A 16,140-nucleotide genomic window follows, 5' to 3' on the forward strand; every position below is an offset into this window, starting at 1 on the left:
ACGAAAAAGGCTCCGCATCGCTGCGGAGCCCTTCGTCTTCCCGTCAAGGAAACTCAGCGAACCTTCTTCACCGTGGTCTTTTCGGGCGCGATCGAAATGCGCACCGTTTCGCCGTTGTGACCGGGGAAGTCGGTGAACATCGCCTCGACCAGGTTGGGCACGACATAGGACAGGCGATTCGACTGCGAGGCCGCCTCGGCCTTGCCCTCGAACAGGCGCTGGCCATCGGCGCGGCGATCGATCTTCATGTCGACACCTGAGGTGTAGACGGTGATGACATCCACGCCGCTGTTGAAGCCCGAGCCGAAGAAGAACGGGTCATACCAGCCGTAGCCCCAGCCGCGACGACCGTAGAATGCAGGGCGTCCCCAATAACCGCCGCCCCAAGGGCCGCCGTACCACGATCCCCAGTAGGGATCGCTGAAGCCGGTCTGGCGCACGCGCTCACGACCCTGATCGACGCCGTAATCGAAGCGCACGATCAGATCGGCATTCTCGGCATTGGCGGGGGCGTAGCCCAGCTTCTGCATCTGCGCGGCTACGAGCGAGGCATATTGCGAGAATTCGAGCCCACCGGCGTCGCGCGGATCATCGGCGACGACCGCGAAGGTCTGGCCCTGCGGTGCAGGCAACTGGCTCTGGAAACGCGAGACATTGGCATTGAACGGCGATGCGCAGCCACCGAGTGCGGCAAGCAGCAGCGGAACAGCAGCCATTCCGACAAGACGGCGGCGCTTGTTCTGCAGGAACGATTTCATTTTGCGACTCCTCAACTGCAGTCCGCCGCATCGAAGCCCGGATGAGCTTGTCGGACGCGCGCCTGCTTTAGCATGCCGCTTTTATGGACGGGAGGTGCTGAATGCACGTTGAATGGCCCCTGCAACAAATGTTGCACAGGGTTCATGTTCGGCAAGAATTCAGGTTTTGCTTCAGCCCCTTACCAGACCCAGCGCCTTGTAGGTGCGCGCAAGCGTCGGGCCGGCGAGGTCACGTGCCTTCAATGCACCCTTGGCAAGGATCGCGTCCAGCGCCTCGCCATCGACGCGCAATTCGCGATAGCGCGCGGCCATGGGCGAGAGCGTTTCGACCAGCAGTTCGCCGAGCGCAGGCTTGAACTGGCCAAAGCCCTTGCCTTCGAACTGCGCCAGCACGTCTGCCGCGGAAAGCCCGGACATCGCCGCGTAGATACCGACGAGGTTGTTTGCCTCGGGCCGTCCCGCAAGGCCCTCGATCGTGCCGGGGAGCGGCTCCGGATCGGTCTTGGCCTTCTTGACCTTCTGCATGATCGCATCGGCATCGTCGGTCAGGTTGATGCGGCTCATGTCCGACGGATCGGACTTGCTCATCTTGGCACTGCCATCGCGCAGCGACATGATGCGCGCGGCCTCGGGCGGGATGATCGGATCGGGAAGGGTGAACAGCGGCGTATCTTCGGCGCAGAAATCGTTGTTGAATTTCTGCGCGATGTCGCGTGCCAGCTCCAGATGCTGCTTCTGGTCCTCACCCACCGGAACGTGGGTCGCCTGGTAGAGCAGCACGTCGGCCGCCTGCAGCACGGGGTAGGTGAACAGCGCGACCGATGCCCCCTCGCGGTTCTTGCCCGCCTTGTCCTTCCACTGCGTCATGCGGTTGAGCCAGCCCATGCGCGCGGTGCCGTTGAGCAGCCACTGCATTTCGGCGTGGGCGGGAACCTGCGCCTGGTTGAACAGGATCGACTTGTCGGGATCGATCCCGCACGACACCAGCGCCGCGACCATCTCGCGCGTGTTGGCGGCAAGCTCTGCCGGCGAGTGCGGCATCGAGATCGCGTGGAGATCGGCGAGGAAATAGAGGCACTGGCCGCCCTTGGCCGACCATTCGTCTTGCATGCGCACCCAGTTCCGGATCGCACCCAGGTAATTGCCGAGGTGGAGATTGCCCGTGGGCTGGATACCGGAAACGATACGCATCGAAGAGGCCTTCAGTTGGTGCGGCGCCGCCGCAGGAGAAGCTTGAGATCGTCCTTCGAGAATGCCCCCGAAAGCACGGTGGCGAGCCCATAGACGAGCGTCCCGCTGGTGACCAGTGCGGCCATCGCGGCGATGCGGACGGTCCATGTGCCGTGGACATAGGGCATGACGAGGCCCTGGCCCGCCCACATCATGCCGCCCATCGCCAGCGCTGCCAGCGCAAGCCGCCAGGCGCGGCGCTTCAGCCGCGCATCGGCAACGAAGTGCCCGCGCTTGACCAGCGTATGATAGAGCATGCCGACGTTCACCGTCGAGGCGATCGCGGTGGCAAGCGGCGGTCCCATGTGCTGCAGCGGCAGGATCAGCACGAGATTGCCGACGAGGTTCACCACCATCGAAATCGTGGCATAGCGCACCGGGGTCTTCGTGTCCTGCCGGGCATAGAAGCCGGGCGTCAGCACTTTGACAAGGATGTAGCTGGGCAACCCGATGGAGAAGGCAGCGAGCGCCTGTGCGGTGTAGTGCGTGTCGAGCGCATCGAACTTGCCGTAGCCGAACAAGGCAGCGGCGATCGGTTCACCGCACAGGACCAGCGCGGTGGTGGCAGGCAGGGTGAGCAGCAGCGCAAGCTCCAAGCCGCGGTTCTGCGTTTCCATCGCAGCAGCTTCTTCGCCCGCACCCAGTTGGCGCGAGATCGTGGGGAGCAGCACGGTGCCAAGGCCGATACCGATCAGGCCCAGCGGCAGCTGGTTCAGGCGGTCGGCCATGTAGATGTAGGTCACGCTGCCGTGCGCCAGCAGCGAGGCGGCAAGCGCGGTCGAGATGACGAGGTTGATCTGCACCGCGCCTGCCCCCGCCGCGGCGGGCCAGATCAGCTTGAGCAGGCGCTTGACCTCGGGCGAAAGGCGAGGGGCGCGCAGGCGCAGCTTCACGCCGTTCTTGCGGCAGGCCCAGGCCAGCCAGAGCAATTGCAGCGCGCCCGAGACCGAGACGCCGATCGCCTGGTTGCGCGCGGTAACCAGCGGGTCGTCCGAATGGAAGCCGAGCAACGCGACGATCAGCGTGAGGTTCAGCAAGATCGGCGCGGCGGCGTTGACCCAGAACTTGTGCATCGAATTGAGGATGCCGCCGAACAGCGAAACGAGGCTGATCAGCATCAGATAGGGGATCGTCAGCCGCGAAAGATGGACCGCATAGGCAAACTGGTCAGGCGTCACGCCGTTGAACTTGCCCGAAAGCACCAGCGTGACCGGCCATGCGAAGACCTCGAGGAGGACCGTCATCACGATCAGCACTGGCAGCAGCACGGCAAGGGCTGCCTCAGCAAAGTCGAGCCCGTCGCGCAGGCCCTTGCCTTCGGGATCGGCAACCTTCTGGTTGAACATCGGGATGAACGCGGCCGAAAATGCTCCTTCGGCAAACAGCGCGCGGAACATGTTGGGCAGCCGGAACGCCACGAGGAACGCGTCCGACGCAAAGCCTGCGCCGACGAATCGCGCGAACAGGCTGTCGCGCACAAGGCCCAGCACGCGGCTGAGCAGGGTCAGCCCGCCGATCGTGCCAGTGGCCTTGAGGAGATTCATGCTTTCATCTTTTCACCCAAAGCCCGCTCATCCTGAGCCTGTCGAAGGATGCGCGATGTGCAAGCCTTCATACCCGTTCTGAGCGGGATTGGGAGACGTTCGAAAATCAGGCTTCGCCTGCCGGAACCGCCTCGGCGGTTGCCTGGGCCTGCGCCAGCTGCTGCATGTACAGACCGTTGAAGTCGATCGGCTCGAGCATCATCGGCGGGTAACCGGCATCGCGCACCGCATCGGCGATGATGCGGCGGGCGAACGGGAAGAGGATGCGCGGACCTTCGGCGAAGAGGAACGGGTGGGCCTGCTCCTCGGGCACGTTGCGCATGCCGATCAGCCCGCAATAGGCCAATTCGACGATGAAGGCGGTGCCTTGCGCACCCTTCGAGGTCACGTTGATCTTGAGCTCGATCTCGTGGATCTCGGGCTGGATCACGCGAGCCGAGATATTGAAGTCGACCGCCATGTCGGGCGCTTCGGTCCACTGGTAGCTCTCGGGCGCATTCGGGTTCTCGACCGAGAGGTCCTTCACGTACTGCGAGATGAGGCCGATCGCGGGCGAAGTATCTTCGCCGTTGGGGACCGGACCGTTATCCAGATTGAGGTTCGAAATGATGTTGCCTTCTTCGGCCATGATCGGACTGCTTTCTGCGTGGGTTTCCCTTGGCGGCGCGCCTAGCACCACGGCATTCGTGCGGCAATGCGCCTTGTTTGCAGCGCAAAGGCAACATTCCGCCGAAATTCATGCCCGCGTGATCGGCACCAACGGGCATCCACGCGTTGTTCATTTGTATTTCGTACCTATTTGAGGCACGTTGGAATGATGCCACCGACCTTTGCCTGCGGCTTTGGTTGACCGGCCATTTTCGGGATATCTGCGCGTGATTGTTCAAATTGTGATCCTGGCGATGATTGCGGCCTTTCTCGGCCTGCGTCTCTATTCGGTGCTCGGCCGCCGGCCTGAGCGTGACGAGGAACCCATGCGCCGCCGCATCGAACAGCCCGATCCTTCGGCCAAGCAACTGCCGCCCGTGGCACAGCGCCAGCCTGAGGCGGGGTCTGCCGGTGCCCGCCCGCGCGAAGTCGCGCCGCCCGAACCCAACACTTTCGACAACAGCGCCGAGATCGGCGTGCGCGCGATCATCGCGGCAGATCGCCGCTTCGACCTCGCGCAGTTCCTTGCAGGCTCAAAGGCCGCCTACGGCATGACGCTCGAAGCTTTCTGGCGCGGCGACAAGGAAGAGCTGCAGCAGCTTTGCGACGCCGATGTCTATGAAGGCTTTGCCACGGCCATCGACGCGCGCCTTGCCGCCGGCGAAACGGTCGACGCCCGCCTGATCCGTATCGACGAGGCGCGCATCGTTGCCGCTTCGCTTGAAGGGATGACCGCGCGAATCACGGTACGCTTCCTGGCCGACATCGCCTCGGTCACGCGCGATGCGGACGGCCACGTCATTGCCGGCACGCTCGACGACGCGGTCGAAGCGCGCGACCTGTGGACCTTCCGCCGCGACCTGACCTCGCGCGATCCCGACTGGCTGCTCGACGAGACCGACGAAGCCTGAGGCTGGGTCGTGCGGGGGGCTGTTTCGCAACGACACGCCCGACGCGGTGCGGGTTGGCCGATTGTCGCAGCCCTGGCGCTCGCGCTGCTTGGCGGTTGCGTCCGTCTGGTTCCTGAAGGCTCGCGCCCTGCCCCTGCATCACCGCCGGCAAGCGGACCGGTCATCAAGCCGACCTCCGCGCTGGTGGCAGGGGTTATGGCCGGGCCAGTTGCCGCAGGACTGGGCTTCAAGCCTGACAATACGGCCGCAGCGCTGCGCGCTTTCGCCGCGTCCTGTCCGCGCCTTGCCCGGCGCACCGACAATTCGGGCCTTACCCGTCCGGAAGATTGGGCACCCGCCTGCGCCGCCGTCAGCGGCTGGCCCGAAGCCGAAGCCCCGCGCTTCTTCGCTACCTATTTCGAGACGGCGGAAGTGGGCGACGGCGCGGCCTTCGTTACCGGCTATTTCGAGCCCGAGATCGCGGGCGTGCGCCTGCGCCAGCCGGGCTACGACGTCCCGGTCTATGCGCTGCCGCAAGACCTTGTCCGCGCACGTCCCGGCGATGCGCAGCCGCTGCCCGACGGCAAGATGCCACTTGGGCGCTATGACGATGCCGGCGTATTCGTGCCCTATTACGATCGCGGCCAGATCGAGGATGGCGAGCTGGCGGGCAAGGGACTGGAAATCGGATGGGCGGCAGACCCGGTCGAATTCTTCTTCCTGCAGATCCAGGGCTCAGGCCGCCTCCGCGCGCCCGACGGCAGCGTGGTGCGGATCGGCTTTGCCGGGCAGAACGGCCATGCCTACACCGGAATCGGATCGCTGATGCGTGAGCGTGGCCTGATCGGCAACCAGCCTGGCCAGTATTCCGGATCGATGCAGGGCATCCAGCAGTACCTGCGCGACTACCCGCAGGCAGGCCGGTCGCTGATGCGGCAGAACCGCAGCTATGTGTTCTTCCGCGAGCTGACCGGCGCAGGGCCTGTTGGCGCGCTCAACGTGCCGATTGCGGGCCGATCGACCGTAGCGGTTGATCCTGCCTTCGTGCCACTGGGTGCGCCGGTCTGGCTGCAGCTAGATCGCAAGGAAGCCAGCGGGCTGTGGGTGGCGCAGGATACTGGCGGCGCGATCCAGGGCGCAAACCGGTTCGACAGCTTCTGGGGCGCAGGCGAGCAAGCGCGCCAGATCGCGGGCGGGATGAGCGCGCGGGGCCGTGCGCTGATTCTCCTGCCCAAGGGGACGCTGGCGCGTCTGGGCCAGCGCTGATGCGCGCACCGCGAGGGCTTTCGGCCGACGAGGCCGCGCTGTGGGAGAAGGTCGCCGCAACCATCGTGCCGCTCAATCCGGTGCGCAAGGCCAAGCCGGTGCAGGCCGAACCCGCAGTGGTCCATGCGTCGGTGCAGCCCAAGGCGATCAAGGGGCGCGTACCGCCGCCACGCCCGGCGCCGCCACCGCCCTCACCCGTCGCCCGTCCTCTCCAGAGCCACGGGCTCGATTCGACATGGGACCGCAAGCTGGCCCGTGGAAGCATCGCGCCTGACGTGACCATCGACCTGCACGGACTTGGCCTCGATGCCGCGCATGGCCGCCTGAACGGCGGGATCGCGCAGGCGTTGGCGATGGGCGCGCGGGTGATCCTGCTGATCGCGGGCAAACACCGCCCCCACGATGAACACGACCTGCGCGGCTCGCGGCGCGGGGCGATCCGCGCCAAGCTGCTCGACTGGCTGGCGCACAGTGCGCACGCCAGCCAGATCGCAGCGGTGCGCCCCGCACAGCCGCGCCATGGCGGCGCTGGCGCGGTCTACATCGTGCTCAGGAAAGCGCGCTGATCGCTATCCGGCGATAGATGCGCTGAAGCACCGCAAGGTCCGCAATCGCGACGGCCTCGTCCTTTTTGTGCATCGTGGCATTGCACAGGCCGAATTCCACGACCGGGCAAACGCTGCGCAGGAAGCGCGCATCCGAGGTGCCGCCGCTGGTCGAGAGTTCGGGGTCGAGCCCGGTCTCGGCCTTCACCGCATCGGCAATCAGCGTGGAATAGTCGCCCGGCAGCGTGATGAAGCTTTCGCCCGAGATGACCGCGCGAACCTCGCCCTTGTGGCGGCGCGCGATTTCCTCGACCATGGCGACGAGCGTTGCGCCCGAATGAAGGTCGTTGAAACGGATCGAGATTCGCGCGCGGGCTTCGGCAGGGATGACGTTGGTGGCCTTGTTGCCCACCTCGAGATCGGTGATCTCGAGATTCGACGGCTGGAACCATGCGGTGCCGCCATCGAGCACCAGCGCATCGAGATCGGCCAGCAGGGCGACAAGGCGCGGGATCGGGTTGTCGGCAAGGTGGGGATAGGCGACGTGGCCTTGCGCGCCCTTGCACGTGATCCACATGTTGACCGAGCCGCGCCGCCCGATCTTGACCATGTCACCCAGGCGGCGGACCGAGGTCGGCTCACCCACCAGGCACAGATCCGGCTCCGCCTTCAATTCGCGGATCAGGTCGATCAGCGGCACGGTGCCGTAGCGCGCGGGACCTTCCTCGTCGCCGGTGATGATGAAGCTTAGTGTGCCCGCGTCCTGCGGGATTTCCGCCACGGCGGCGACCATCGCGGCGATAGATCCCTTCATGTCAACCGCGCCACGCCCGTAGAGCAGTTCGCCACGCCGCTCGGCCTTGAACGGGCCCGTGGTCCAGCCCTCGCCCGGAGGGACGACATCGAGGTGTCCCGCAAAGGCAAAGTGGCGCGCGCCTTCAGGCCCGCGCCGGATCGCGAACATGTTCTCGACCGGGCCATCGGGCGCCTCGCCCGCGATGAAGCGGTGGATCGCGAAACCCATCGGGGCAAGCATGCCCTCGAGGCAGTCGAACACCGCGCCGGTGGCGGGCGTGACGCTCTCGCAATCGATCAGGGCTTGCGCGAGAACGACGGGATCGCGGTTGGCAGGATCTTGCGACATCAGGCAGCGGGCTCCTCGAACTGCTCGATCACCCAGTCTTCCGCGTCCGCAGCCTGGGCCCAGGCCTGCATCCAGTCATGCGTCCAGACCGCTTCCATGTAGGTCAGCGCAAAGCCGGGGACGGGCACGCCGTAGGTCATGAAGCGCGAGACGACCGGGGCGTAGATCACGTCTGCAGCGCTGAAGGTGCCGAACAGGAACGGCCCGCCCTTGCCAAAGCGCGCCCGCGCCTCGGCCCAGAGCGTGAGAATGCGGACGATGTCGGCGCGGACCTCGGCACTGATCTCGACGCCCTCGACGCGCTTGCGCATGTTCATCGGCAGGCGGCGACGCAGCGCCAGATAGCTTGAATGCATCTCTGCAACCATCGAGCGGGCCATGGCGCGGGCGACGTCGTCCTTTGGCCAGAAGCGGTCGCGCCCGACCTTGTCGGCAAGGTAATCGATGATCGCAAGACTGTCCCAGACCACCGCCTCGCCATCCCACAGGATCGGCACCTTGCCCGAGGACGGGGCGAGATCGTCGCCCTTGCGCATCTCGTCCCAGTCCTCGCCGTAGAGCGGGACCTTGATCTCCTCGAACGCCAGGCCGGACTGCTTGCACGCCAGCCAGCCGCGCAACGACCAGCTCGAGTAATTCTTGTTGCCGATGATCAGCTTCATGCGCGTGCCCCGTTGCCTGGGGGAGCGGTTAGCCGTTCAGATTCGCACTGTCGAGACTGAACGACCTGAATGCGCCGCTTCGCGCCTTCAGATTTCGCTGTCTGCAAGGACTGCGGCGCGCAGTTCCTCGATGCCCATCTTCTTTTCCGACGATGTGACGATGACCTCGGGATAGGCAGCGGTGCGCTTGCGCGCGGCGGCAATGGTTGCGGCGGTCACGGCTTCGAGTTCGCTCGCCTTGATCTTGTCGGCCTTGGTCAGGACGACACGATAGCCGACGCCGGCTTCGTCGAGCATCTGCATCATGTCCTCGTCAACCGGCTTCACGCCATGGCGGCTGTCGATCAGGAGCAGGGTGCGCTTGAGCACGACGCGCCCGCGCAGGAAATCGCGGACCAGCCGGCGCCAGGTCTCGACCACCTTGGGCGGAGCCTTGGCAAAGCCGTAGCCCGGCATGTCGACCAGACGAAGCAGCGTGGGCTCGCCCACCTCGAAGTAGTTGAGTTCCTGCGTCCGCCCCGGCGTGACCGAGGTCCGCGCGATCGACTTGCGGCCGGTCAGCGCATTGAGCAGCGACGACTTGCCGACGTTCGAGCGGCCCGCAAAGGCAATCTCGGGAACCGTCGGATCGGGCAGGAACTTGAGCGCGGGCGCCGACTTGATGAACTCGACGCGGCCCGAAAAGAGCACGCGTGCGCGTTCGATCAGGTCTGCCCGGATGGCGTCTTCTTCGGTCAACGGGTTGCCTTCGGCTTGCGCGCGGACGTGGCCTTCTGATCGCGCGTGGCAACGCGATCGACATCCAGCTGGTCCTTGTCGGCCTGGGCCTTCAACTGCGGGTGCTTGCTGTAGAGATACTTCTGCTGGCCGATGGTCAGCAGGTTCGAGGTGATCCAGTAGATCAGCAGGCCGGCCGCAAACGGGGCCATCACGAACATCATGATCCACGGCATGATCGAAAAGATCTGCTGCTGCGCCGGGTCCATCGCAGCAGGCTGCAGCTTGAACTGGAGCCACATGGTGAAGCCGAGCAGTATCGCGAGCACGCCGATGGCAAGGAAGCTGGGCGGCGTGAACGGCAGCAGGCCGAACAGGTTCAGCACGTGCAGCGGATCGGGCGCGGACAGATCCTTGATCCACAGCGCGAAGGGCTGGTGACGCATTTCAATGGTCAGGACCAGCACCTTGTAGAGCGCGAAGAACACCGGAATCTGCAGGAACATCGGCAGGCATCCGGCCAGCGGATTGACCTTCTCCTGCTTGTACAGCTCCATGATCTTCTGCTGCTGGGTCTGCTTGTCGTCCTTGTAGCGTTCCTGCAGCGCCTTCATTTTGGGCTGGAGCGCGCGCATCGCCGCCATCGAGGCGAACTGGCGCTGGGCGATCGGGAACATCACGCCGCGCACGATCAGCGTGAGCAGGATAATGGCGACGCCAAAGTTGCCAACCTTCTTGAAGATCGAATCGAGCAGCCAGAAGATCGGCTTCTCGAACCAGCGGAACCAGCCCCAGTCGATCGACAGGCTGAAGTTCTGCACGCCTGCGGCCTCGTACTTTTCAAGGACCGCGTTTTCCTTGCCGCCAGCGAACAGGCGCACCGACTGGGTCTGCGCCTTGCCGGGAGCAATCGAGACCGAAGGATAGATCAGGTCGGCGCGGAACACGCCATTGCCGAGCGCGCGGAACGCGGCTTCCGCCTTGGCTCCGGCATCGGGAATGAGCGCGGAAAGCCAGTAGATGTCGGTGAAGCCGATCCAGTTGGCCGCACCCTTGAACGGCACCGCGCCGCCCTGGGCCTCGGCAACGGTCGAGTAATTGTTGTCGAAGTTCACCGATCCGTCGAACGCGCCGATCGGACCCGAGTGGACGTTCCACGTGTCGACGCTCGCGGTCTTGTCGGTGCGGTTGACCAGTGCGAAGGGCTTGACCACGACCGGCGCGGCGCCGGTGTTGGCAACGCTTTGCGTGGCGGTGATCATGTAGTCCGCGTCGATCGCGTAGCGGATCGCAAAGGTCTGGCCCGAGCCATTGGCCCAGCGCAGCGTGACCGGGGTCTGCGGCGTGAGCCTTGCGCCATCGGCGGTCCACATCGTGTTGGCATCGGGCGCGGCCACGCCTTCGCCCACCCAGCCGACCTGTGCAAAGTGTTGCGCGGGCGTGCCTGCGGGCGAGAACAGGCGCACCGGCGCGCTGTTCTTGTCAACGCTCTCACGGTGGCGGGCGAGCGTCACGTCATCGACGAGCGCACCCTTGAGATTGATCGAGCCCTTGAGGCCCGGCGCATCGATGGGAATGCGGTGGCCGGCGGCGAGTTCGGCCGCGAGGTCCTTCTTTTCCAGCGCGATATCAGCCGCGTTCTGCAACCCGCCTTCGCGCGTGGGCTTGGGCTTGTCCGTGCTGGCACCTGCTGCGGCAGGCGCGGCAGCGACGGCGGCGGGCTTGGGCGGCGGCGCGGGATAGAACCAGCGCATGGCCGAATCCCAGCCGAGAAGAATCAGGCCGGTGAGGACCACAGCCAGGATGAGGTTGCGCTGATTCTGCACCGTGTTTCGCGTCCTGTCAGTCAGTGCCGCGCAATCGTGTCGCGGACGTCCAAATCAATCTTGGGGATCGGGCTTCAGGGTACGGGATCGTAACCGTGCCCACCCCATGGGTGGCAGCGCAATAGCCGCTTCGCCGCCAGCCAGCCACCCTTAATCGCGCCATGCTTCTCGAACGCCTCGATCGCATATTGCGAGCATGACGGGCTGTAGCGACAAGTCGGCGGAAGGACCCGGGAAGGGCCCAGTTGCCAGCCGCGCGCGATCAGGATGAGCAGGCGCTTCACTTGCGGGGCTTGCCGCCGGTGCGCCTGCGCGGCGGATCGCCCTTGCCTTCGGCTGCACGCGACAGCGCGACGGCGAGTTCCTCGCGCAAGGCGCCGAAATCGCGCTCCACTCCGCCTTCGCGGCCGATCATCACATGGTCGGCACCGGCAATGCCGGCGGTCGGCAGAGCCTCGCGCAAAAGGGCGCGGAAGCGGCGCTTCATCCGGTTGCGGACAACCGCGTTGCCGATCTTCTTGGTGACGGTGACGCCGAAGCGCATGTCGGCCTCGTCGGCCGGAGCACAATCACGGTTCACCAACAGCACGAATCCGGGCCTTGCGACCCGGATTCCGCGATTGGCGGCAACGAAGTCCGCCCGTTTCCGGATGGTGGCGATTCGGGTCATCCCCGCGACCACTATCCGAAAGATATACTGCCTGGGATCAGGCCGACAGCTTCTTGCGGCCGCGCGAACGACGGGCGGCAAGAACCTTGCGACCGCCAACGGTGGCGGTGCGGGCGCGGAAGCCGTGACGGCGGGCACGCACGAGGTTGCTGGGCTGGAAAGTGCGCTTCATCTGTTTGCTCTTCTCGCTAAAACCAGTGACAGGCAATGATCGCCGCAGACGCGACGTGCCGGAATCAGGTGGTGGCCGATAGGCGAACCCTCAGGTTGCGTCAACCCTGCCGGGGAAGTGGAAGACCTTTCAATACGTTGCCCCGCCATCGCAGAAGCGGTAGGCACGCGCCATGAATAGGGCACCCGAATCCCGGCTGCGCTGGTGGCAGCGTGCCCCGCGCATCCCGACGCTGGCACTTTTCGCGGTGGTGGCGCTCGCCCTGCTTGGCACTTTCGCGCTGATCCTTGCCACGGTCGAGGCCGAACGCACGCAGCGCGAACAGGCGGCGCGCACCAGCGGGATCATCGCCTCGCTCGACGAGATCGTGCGCGCGACGATGAGCGGCGAAACCGGGCAACGCGGCTACTTCATCACCAGCGATACCCGCTATCTGGCACCCTACCGCGAGGGCGAGACACGCTATGCGCAGGAAATGCAGCGCCTGCGCGAGCAGATGGGGACGGGCCTGCCCGAGGAGCAGGCCCGCCTGCTGGCCGAGATCGCGCGGCTGGGCGATGCCAAGTGGGCCGAGATGTCGGGCGTGGTCGAACTGGTGGCGCAGCGGCGGATTCCCGATGCCCATGCACGCGTGCTGTCGGACGAAGGCCAGCTGGCGATGCAGGGCCTGCGCCGCGCGGTCGCACAGCTGGAAAAGATCGAGCGGGTGAAGCTCGACGGTTCGGTTGATCGGGCGGCCATTGCCGAATCGCGCATCCTTCCGTCGCTCGCCGCGCTGTTCGTGGTGATCGTCTGCGCGCTCGCTCTCGGCCTGTGGCAGGCAATCCGCAAGGCCGAGGCCGAGGCGCTGGCCGAGGGCGCAGCAGCGATTGCCGAAGCGCGCGACCGCGCCGACCTGCTCGCCAAGGAGCTGAACCATCGGGTCAAGAACCTGTTCGCTGTCATTCTCGCGATCGTGAAGATGTCGGCCCGCGGCGATACGGCGGCTGCCCCTGCGGTTGACCGGATCGCCAAGCGCATCCATGCCCTCGTTACCGCGCACGAAGTGACGCAGGGCACAGGTCAGGATCAGACAGTCGATTTCGCCGACCTGGTCGGAAAGGTCATCGCTCCCTACAGGTCGAGCAGCGAGCGCTGCGAACTCGAGGGTGGCGAGATGGTCCTGCCCGGTCGCCATGCCGTGCCGCTGGGTCTGGTGCTGCACGAACTGGTGACCAACGCGGTCAAATACGGCGCGTGGTCGCAGGCTGGCGGGCTGCTGCGGGTCTCGTGGAGCCATGCAGACGGTCAGGCGCGAGTCTTGTGGGAAGAACTGGGAGGCGCAACCGTCGCCCCTGAACCCGGCCGCGAGGGCTTTGGCTCGGCCCTGATACGGTCATCCGAGCGGCAGCTGGACGGCACGATCGAGCGCCGCTTCGGCGAGAGCGGAATCGTGGTGGAAATGCACTTCCCGCTGATGGGCGAGGACGGCTGAGCGCCCTCGCCCGGATCAGGGTCATATCCTTGGGGTCAGTGCTTGGATTCGCGGCGTGGCTGGACCATGCCGGGCACAATGAAGCCCAGAGGCCCGGGTTCCATCGCGCGCTTCTTCAATTCGCCCTTCATCCGCCCGTATTCCTCTTCCATCTGGACGGTAACCGTTGCGCGCGAATCGGCCAGCGCCTCGATGAAATCGGCGTTCGTTACGTGCTGGACCTCGCCCCCCGCACGGCGGATGGCGTTGAGGCCGGCGCGGCGCACGACATCTTCCAGATCGGCGCCCGTGAAGCGATCGGTCTCGGCCGCGACGCGATCGAGATCGACGTCATCGGCCAGGGGCATCGCCTTGGTGTGGATGCGCAGGATGTGCGCCCGGCCTTCGGTGCTCGGCGTGCCGACATAGACCAGTTCGTCGAACCGACCGGGCCGCAGCAGCGCCGGATCGACGAGGTTGGGCCGATTGGTCGCGCCGATGACGATGACCGACTGCAGTTCCTCCAGCCCGTCCATCTCGGCAAGGATGGTGTTGACCACCCGCGCCGTCACTTGCGGTTCGCCCTGCCCGCTGCCGCGCGCGGGGACGAGGCTGTCGATCTCGTCGATGAACACGACGCACGGCGCAACCTGGCGGGCGCGGGCGAACAGACGCGAAATCTGCTGCTCGCTCTCGCCATACCACTTGGAGAGCAGGTCCGACGACTTGATCGAGATGAAGTTGGCCTCGGCTTCCTTGGCCACGGCCTTGGCCAGCAGCGTCTTGCCCGTGCCCGGCGGCCCATAGAGCAGGAAGCCCTTGGCCGGACGGATGCCGAGACGGTGGAAAGCCTCGGGGTTCTTCAGCGGCAGTTCGACGCCTTCGCGCAGTTTCTCCTGCGCATCGTCTAGCCCGCCGACATCCGACCAGCTGACGGTGGGCGCTTGCACCATAACCTCGCGCATGGCCGAAGGCTGGACTCGCTTCAGTGCCTGAAGGAAGTCCTCGCGGTCCACGCGCAGGTTGTCGAGCACGTCCTGCGGGATCGTCTGCTGCTCGAAATCGAGCTTCGGCATGATCCGGCGCACGGCCTCGATCGCCGCCTCGCGCGTCAAGGCCGCAAGGTCTGCCCCGACGAAGCCATGCGTGGTTCGCGACAGTTCCTGCAGGTCGACGTCCTCGGCCAGCGGCATGCCGCGCGTATGGATGCCGAGGATCTCGCGGCGCCCCGATTCATCTGGCACACCGACGACGATCTCGCGATCGAAGCGACCGGGACGGCGCAGCGCCTCGTCAATCGCATCGGGGCGGTTGGTCGCGGCAATGACCACGAGGTTGGAGCGGGCCTGGAGCCCGTCCATCAGCGTGAGCAGCTGGGCGACCAGACGCTTTTCCGCCTCGCCGTGCACTTCGCTGCGCTTGGGCGCGATCGAATCGATCTCGTCGATGAAGATGATCGAGGGTGCAGCCTTTGTCGCCTCCTCGAACACCTCGCGCAGCCGCTTCTCGCTCTCGCCATAGGCCGAGCCCATGATTTCCGGGCCGTTGATGGTAAAGAACGAGGCGTCGCTCTCGTTGGCGACGGCGCGGGCAAGGCGCGTCTTGCCGGTGCCCGGAGGCCCGTGCAGCAGCACGCCCTTGGGCGGGTCGACGCCAAGGCGCGTGAACAGTTCGGGATAGCGCAAGGGCAGTTCGACCATCTCGCGCAGTTGGCGGATGGTATCGCCCATGCCACCAACGTCGTCATAGTTGACGTCGGCACGCGACGAGCGCGGCTCCTCATATTCGGGGCGCAGTTCGACGTCGGTGTTCTCGTCGATGTGCACCACACCCTTGGGCACGGTCGAGACCACGGTGAGCCGGATCTGCGTAAGCGCGAAGGCAGGCGCGTTGAGCATCTGGCGCAGTTGCGGCGGCATGTCGTCGCGGCTGACCTGCTGTTGCCCGGCGGTGGCGACGATATCGCCCATCACCAGCGGACGGCCGGCGAAATTGCGCTTGAGGGCAACTGCAGGTCCCTGCAGCCGCAATTCCTTCTGCGCAGGCGCGAACACGACGCGCTGAGCCGCACGCGATTCGATCTTGCGTACCTCGACGTGTTCGCCCGAGCCGACATCGGCATTGGCGCGCTGGAGCCCGTCGAGCCGGATCAGTTCCAGACCCTCGTCCTCGGGATAAGGCTGGATCACGCGCGCGGCGGTCGAGCGCTTGCCGACGATTTCGATGACGTCGCCTTCGGTCAAACCGAGTTGCGCCATCAGGTGGCGGCTGATCCGGGCGATGCCGTGGCCGCTTTCTTCCTGCCGGGCGCCGGCCACCTGCAGGCGTAAGGTACGGCCTTCCGGCCGGGTATCGGTTGCCGCATCTGCCATGAGTGAAATCCCCTTGATCAGTCGTCAGCAACCGATGTGGGATGCGCGCGACAGGATTTCAAACTCGGCAGCGGACGGATGGTTGCGCCGATGGTTGTGCAGGCGCTTGATGGGCCGGCCAAGCTCCCGGAAGAACGGCAAAAAAAAGGCCCGGCAGTTGCCTGCCGGGCCGGAAAGTTTTGGGAGAGGATGCCTGAAAGGCAGGATCTGTATGCTCGGCACACCAATTTTGTGCAAGTGCGA

At 65.5% G+C, this 16,140-nt stretch carries 18 protein-coding genes; 5 read left to right on the forward strand and 13 right to left on the reverse strand.

Translation table 11 applies throughout. The annotated features are described in order from the left end of the window. Positions 1-53: 53 nt before the first annotated feature. From AC2A04_RS06850 to secB, 4 genes are all read right to left on the reverse strand, one after another. The gene (locus AC2A04_RS06850) at positions 54-758 is read right to left on the reverse strand and encodes a DUF4136 domain-containing protein (RefSeq protein WP_484211540.1); all 705 of its coding nucleotides are present in this window, start codon (positions 756-758) and stop codon (positions 54-56) included. Between the two features lie 171 nt (positions 759-929). Next, complete coding sequence (gene trpS, locus AC2A04_RS06855; protein ID WP_484211541.1) at positions 930-1,949, reverse strand: tryptophan--tRNA ligase; 1,020 nt, start codon at positions 1,947-1,949, stop codon at positions 930-932. An 11-nt stretch (positions 1,950-1,960) separates the two neighbouring features. Beyond that, positions 1,961-3,532 (reverse strand): murein biosynthesis integral membrane protein MurJ, encoded by a 1,572-nt coding sequence (murJ, locus tag AC2A04_RS06860; RefSeq protein WP_484211542.1) that lies wholly within the window; start codon positions 3,530-3,532, stop codon positions 1,961-1,963. A 106-nt stretch (positions 3,533-3,638) separates the two neighbouring features. Next, positions 3,639-4,160 (reverse strand): protein-export chaperone SecB, encoded by a 522-nt coding sequence (gene secB, locus AC2A04_RS06865; RefSeq protein WP_484211543.1) that lies wholly within the window; start codon positions 4,158-4,160, stop codon positions 3,639-3,641. On the opposite strand from secB, the gene AC2A04_RS06870 reads away from it, so the two are divergent. From AC2A04_RS06870 to AC2A04_RS06885, 4 genes are all read left to right on the forward strand, one after another. Next, positions 4,159-4,335 carry a hypothetical protein gene (locus tag AC2A04_RS06870; RefSeq protein WP_484211544.1) on the forward strand — a complete coding sequence of 59 codons (177 nt, stop codon included), beginning with the start codon at positions 4,159-4,161 and terminating at the stop codon, positions 4,333-4,335. The genes secB and AC2A04_RS06870 overlap by 2 nt on opposite strands. A 72-nt stretch (positions 4,336-4,407) precedes the next feature. Then, complete coding sequence (locus AC2A04_RS06875) at positions 4,408-5,091, forward strand: Tim44/TimA family putative adaptor protein (RefSeq protein WP_484211545.1); 684 nt, start codon at positions 4,408-4,410, stop codon at positions 5,089-5,091. Positions 5,092-5,100: 9 nt separating this feature from the next. Continuing rightward, positions 5,101-6,336, forward strand: a complete 1,236-nt coding sequence (gene mltA, locus AC2A04_RS06880) for a murein transglycosylase A (protein WP_484211546.1) — start codon at positions 5,101-5,103, stop codon at positions 6,334-6,336. Continuing rightward, the gene (locus AC2A04_RS06885) at positions 6,336-6,902 is read left to right on the forward strand and encodes a Smr/MutS family protein (RefSeq protein WP_484211547.1); all 567 of its coding nucleotides are present in this window, start codon (positions 6,336-6,338) and stop codon (positions 6,900-6,902) included. Before mltA ends, AC2A04_RS06885 begins: the two co-directional genes overlap by 1 nt. Here AC2A04_RS06885 and dapE read toward each other — a convergent pair. The 7 genes from dapE to rpmH form a co-directional block, all read right to left on the reverse strand. Continuing rightward, a complete protein-coding gene (gene dapE / locus AC2A04_RS06890; RefSeq protein WP_484211548.1) occupies positions 6,886-8,025 on the reverse strand; it encodes a succinyl-diaminopimelate desuccinylase in 1,140 nt (379 codons plus the stop codon). The two genes, AC2A04_RS06885 and dapE, sit on opposite strands and share 17 nt — an antisense overlap. Continuing rightward, positions 8,025-8,687, reverse strand: coding sequence for a glutathione S-transferase family protein (locus AC2A04_RS06895; RefSeq protein ID WP_484211549.1), 663 nt, complete (start codon positions 8,685-8,687; stop codon positions 8,025-8,027). The genes dapE and AC2A04_RS06895 overlap by 1 nt, the downstream gene beginning before the upstream one ends. A gap of 87 nt (positions 8,688-8,774) precedes the next feature. After that, on the reverse strand, positions 8,775-9,425 hold the full coding sequence (gene yihA, locus AC2A04_RS06900; protein ID WP_484211550.1) for a ribosome biogenesis GTP-binding protein YihA/YsxC: 651 nt from the start codon (positions 9,423-9,425) through the stop codon (positions 8,775-8,777). Then, positions 9,422-11,230 (reverse strand): membrane protein insertase YidC, encoded by a 1,809-nt coding sequence (yidC, locus tag AC2A04_RS06905; RefSeq protein ID WP_484211551.1) that lies wholly within the window; start codon positions 11,228-11,230, stop codon positions 9,422-9,424. Before yidC ends, yihA begins: the two co-directional genes overlap by 4 nt. 74 nt (positions 11,231-11,304) lie before the next feature. Next, positions 11,305-11,514, reverse strand: a complete 210-nt coding sequence (yidD, locus tag AC2A04_RS06910) for a membrane protein insertion efficiency factor YidD (protein WP_484211552.1) — start codon at positions 11,512-11,514, stop codon at positions 11,305-11,307. Next, positions 11,511-11,900 (reverse strand): ribonuclease P protein component, encoded by a 390-nt coding sequence (gene rnpA / locus AC2A04_RS06915; protein ID WP_484211553.1) that lies wholly within the window; start codon positions 11,898-11,900, stop codon positions 11,511-11,513. The genes yidD and rnpA overlap by 4 nt, the downstream gene beginning before the upstream one ends. Before the next feature lie 37 nt (positions 11,901-11,937). Beyond that, positions 11,938-12,072, reverse strand: a complete 135-nt coding sequence (gene rpmH / locus AC2A04_RS06920; RefSeq protein WP_484211554.1) for a 50S ribosomal protein L34 — start codon at positions 12,070-12,072, stop codon at positions 11,938-11,940. 172 nt (positions 12,073-12,244) lie between these two features. Here rpmH and AC2A04_RS06925 point away from each other — a divergent pair, with 172 nt between their 5' ends. Continuing rightward, positions 12,245-13,546 carry a sensor histidine kinase gene (locus AC2A04_RS06925; RefSeq protein ID WP_484211555.1) on the forward strand — a complete coding sequence of 434 codons (1,302 nt, stop codon included), beginning with the start codon at positions 12,245-12,247 and terminating at the stop codon, positions 13,544-13,546. A 35-nt stretch (positions 13,547-13,581) separates the two neighbouring features. Here AC2A04_RS06925 and AC2A04_RS06930 read toward each other — a convergent pair whose 3' ends face one another. Together AC2A04_RS06930 and AC2A04_RS06935 are read right to left on the reverse strand one after the other, a co-directional pair. Then, positions 13,582-15,897, reverse strand: a complete 2,316-nt coding sequence (locus AC2A04_RS06930; protein WP_484211556.1) for a CDC48 family AAA ATPase — start codon at positions 15,895-15,897, stop codon at positions 13,582-13,584. 24 nt (positions 15,898-15,921) lie between these two features. Continuing rightward, complete coding sequence (locus AC2A04_RS06935) at positions 15,922-16,134, reverse strand: hypothetical protein (protein ID WP_484211557.1); 213 nt, start codon at positions 16,132-16,134, stop codon at positions 15,922-15,924. Between the last annotated feature and the right edge of the window lie 6 nt (positions 16,135-16,140).

The organism is Novosphingobium sp. HNCC26DJ243, assembly GCF_057180545.1.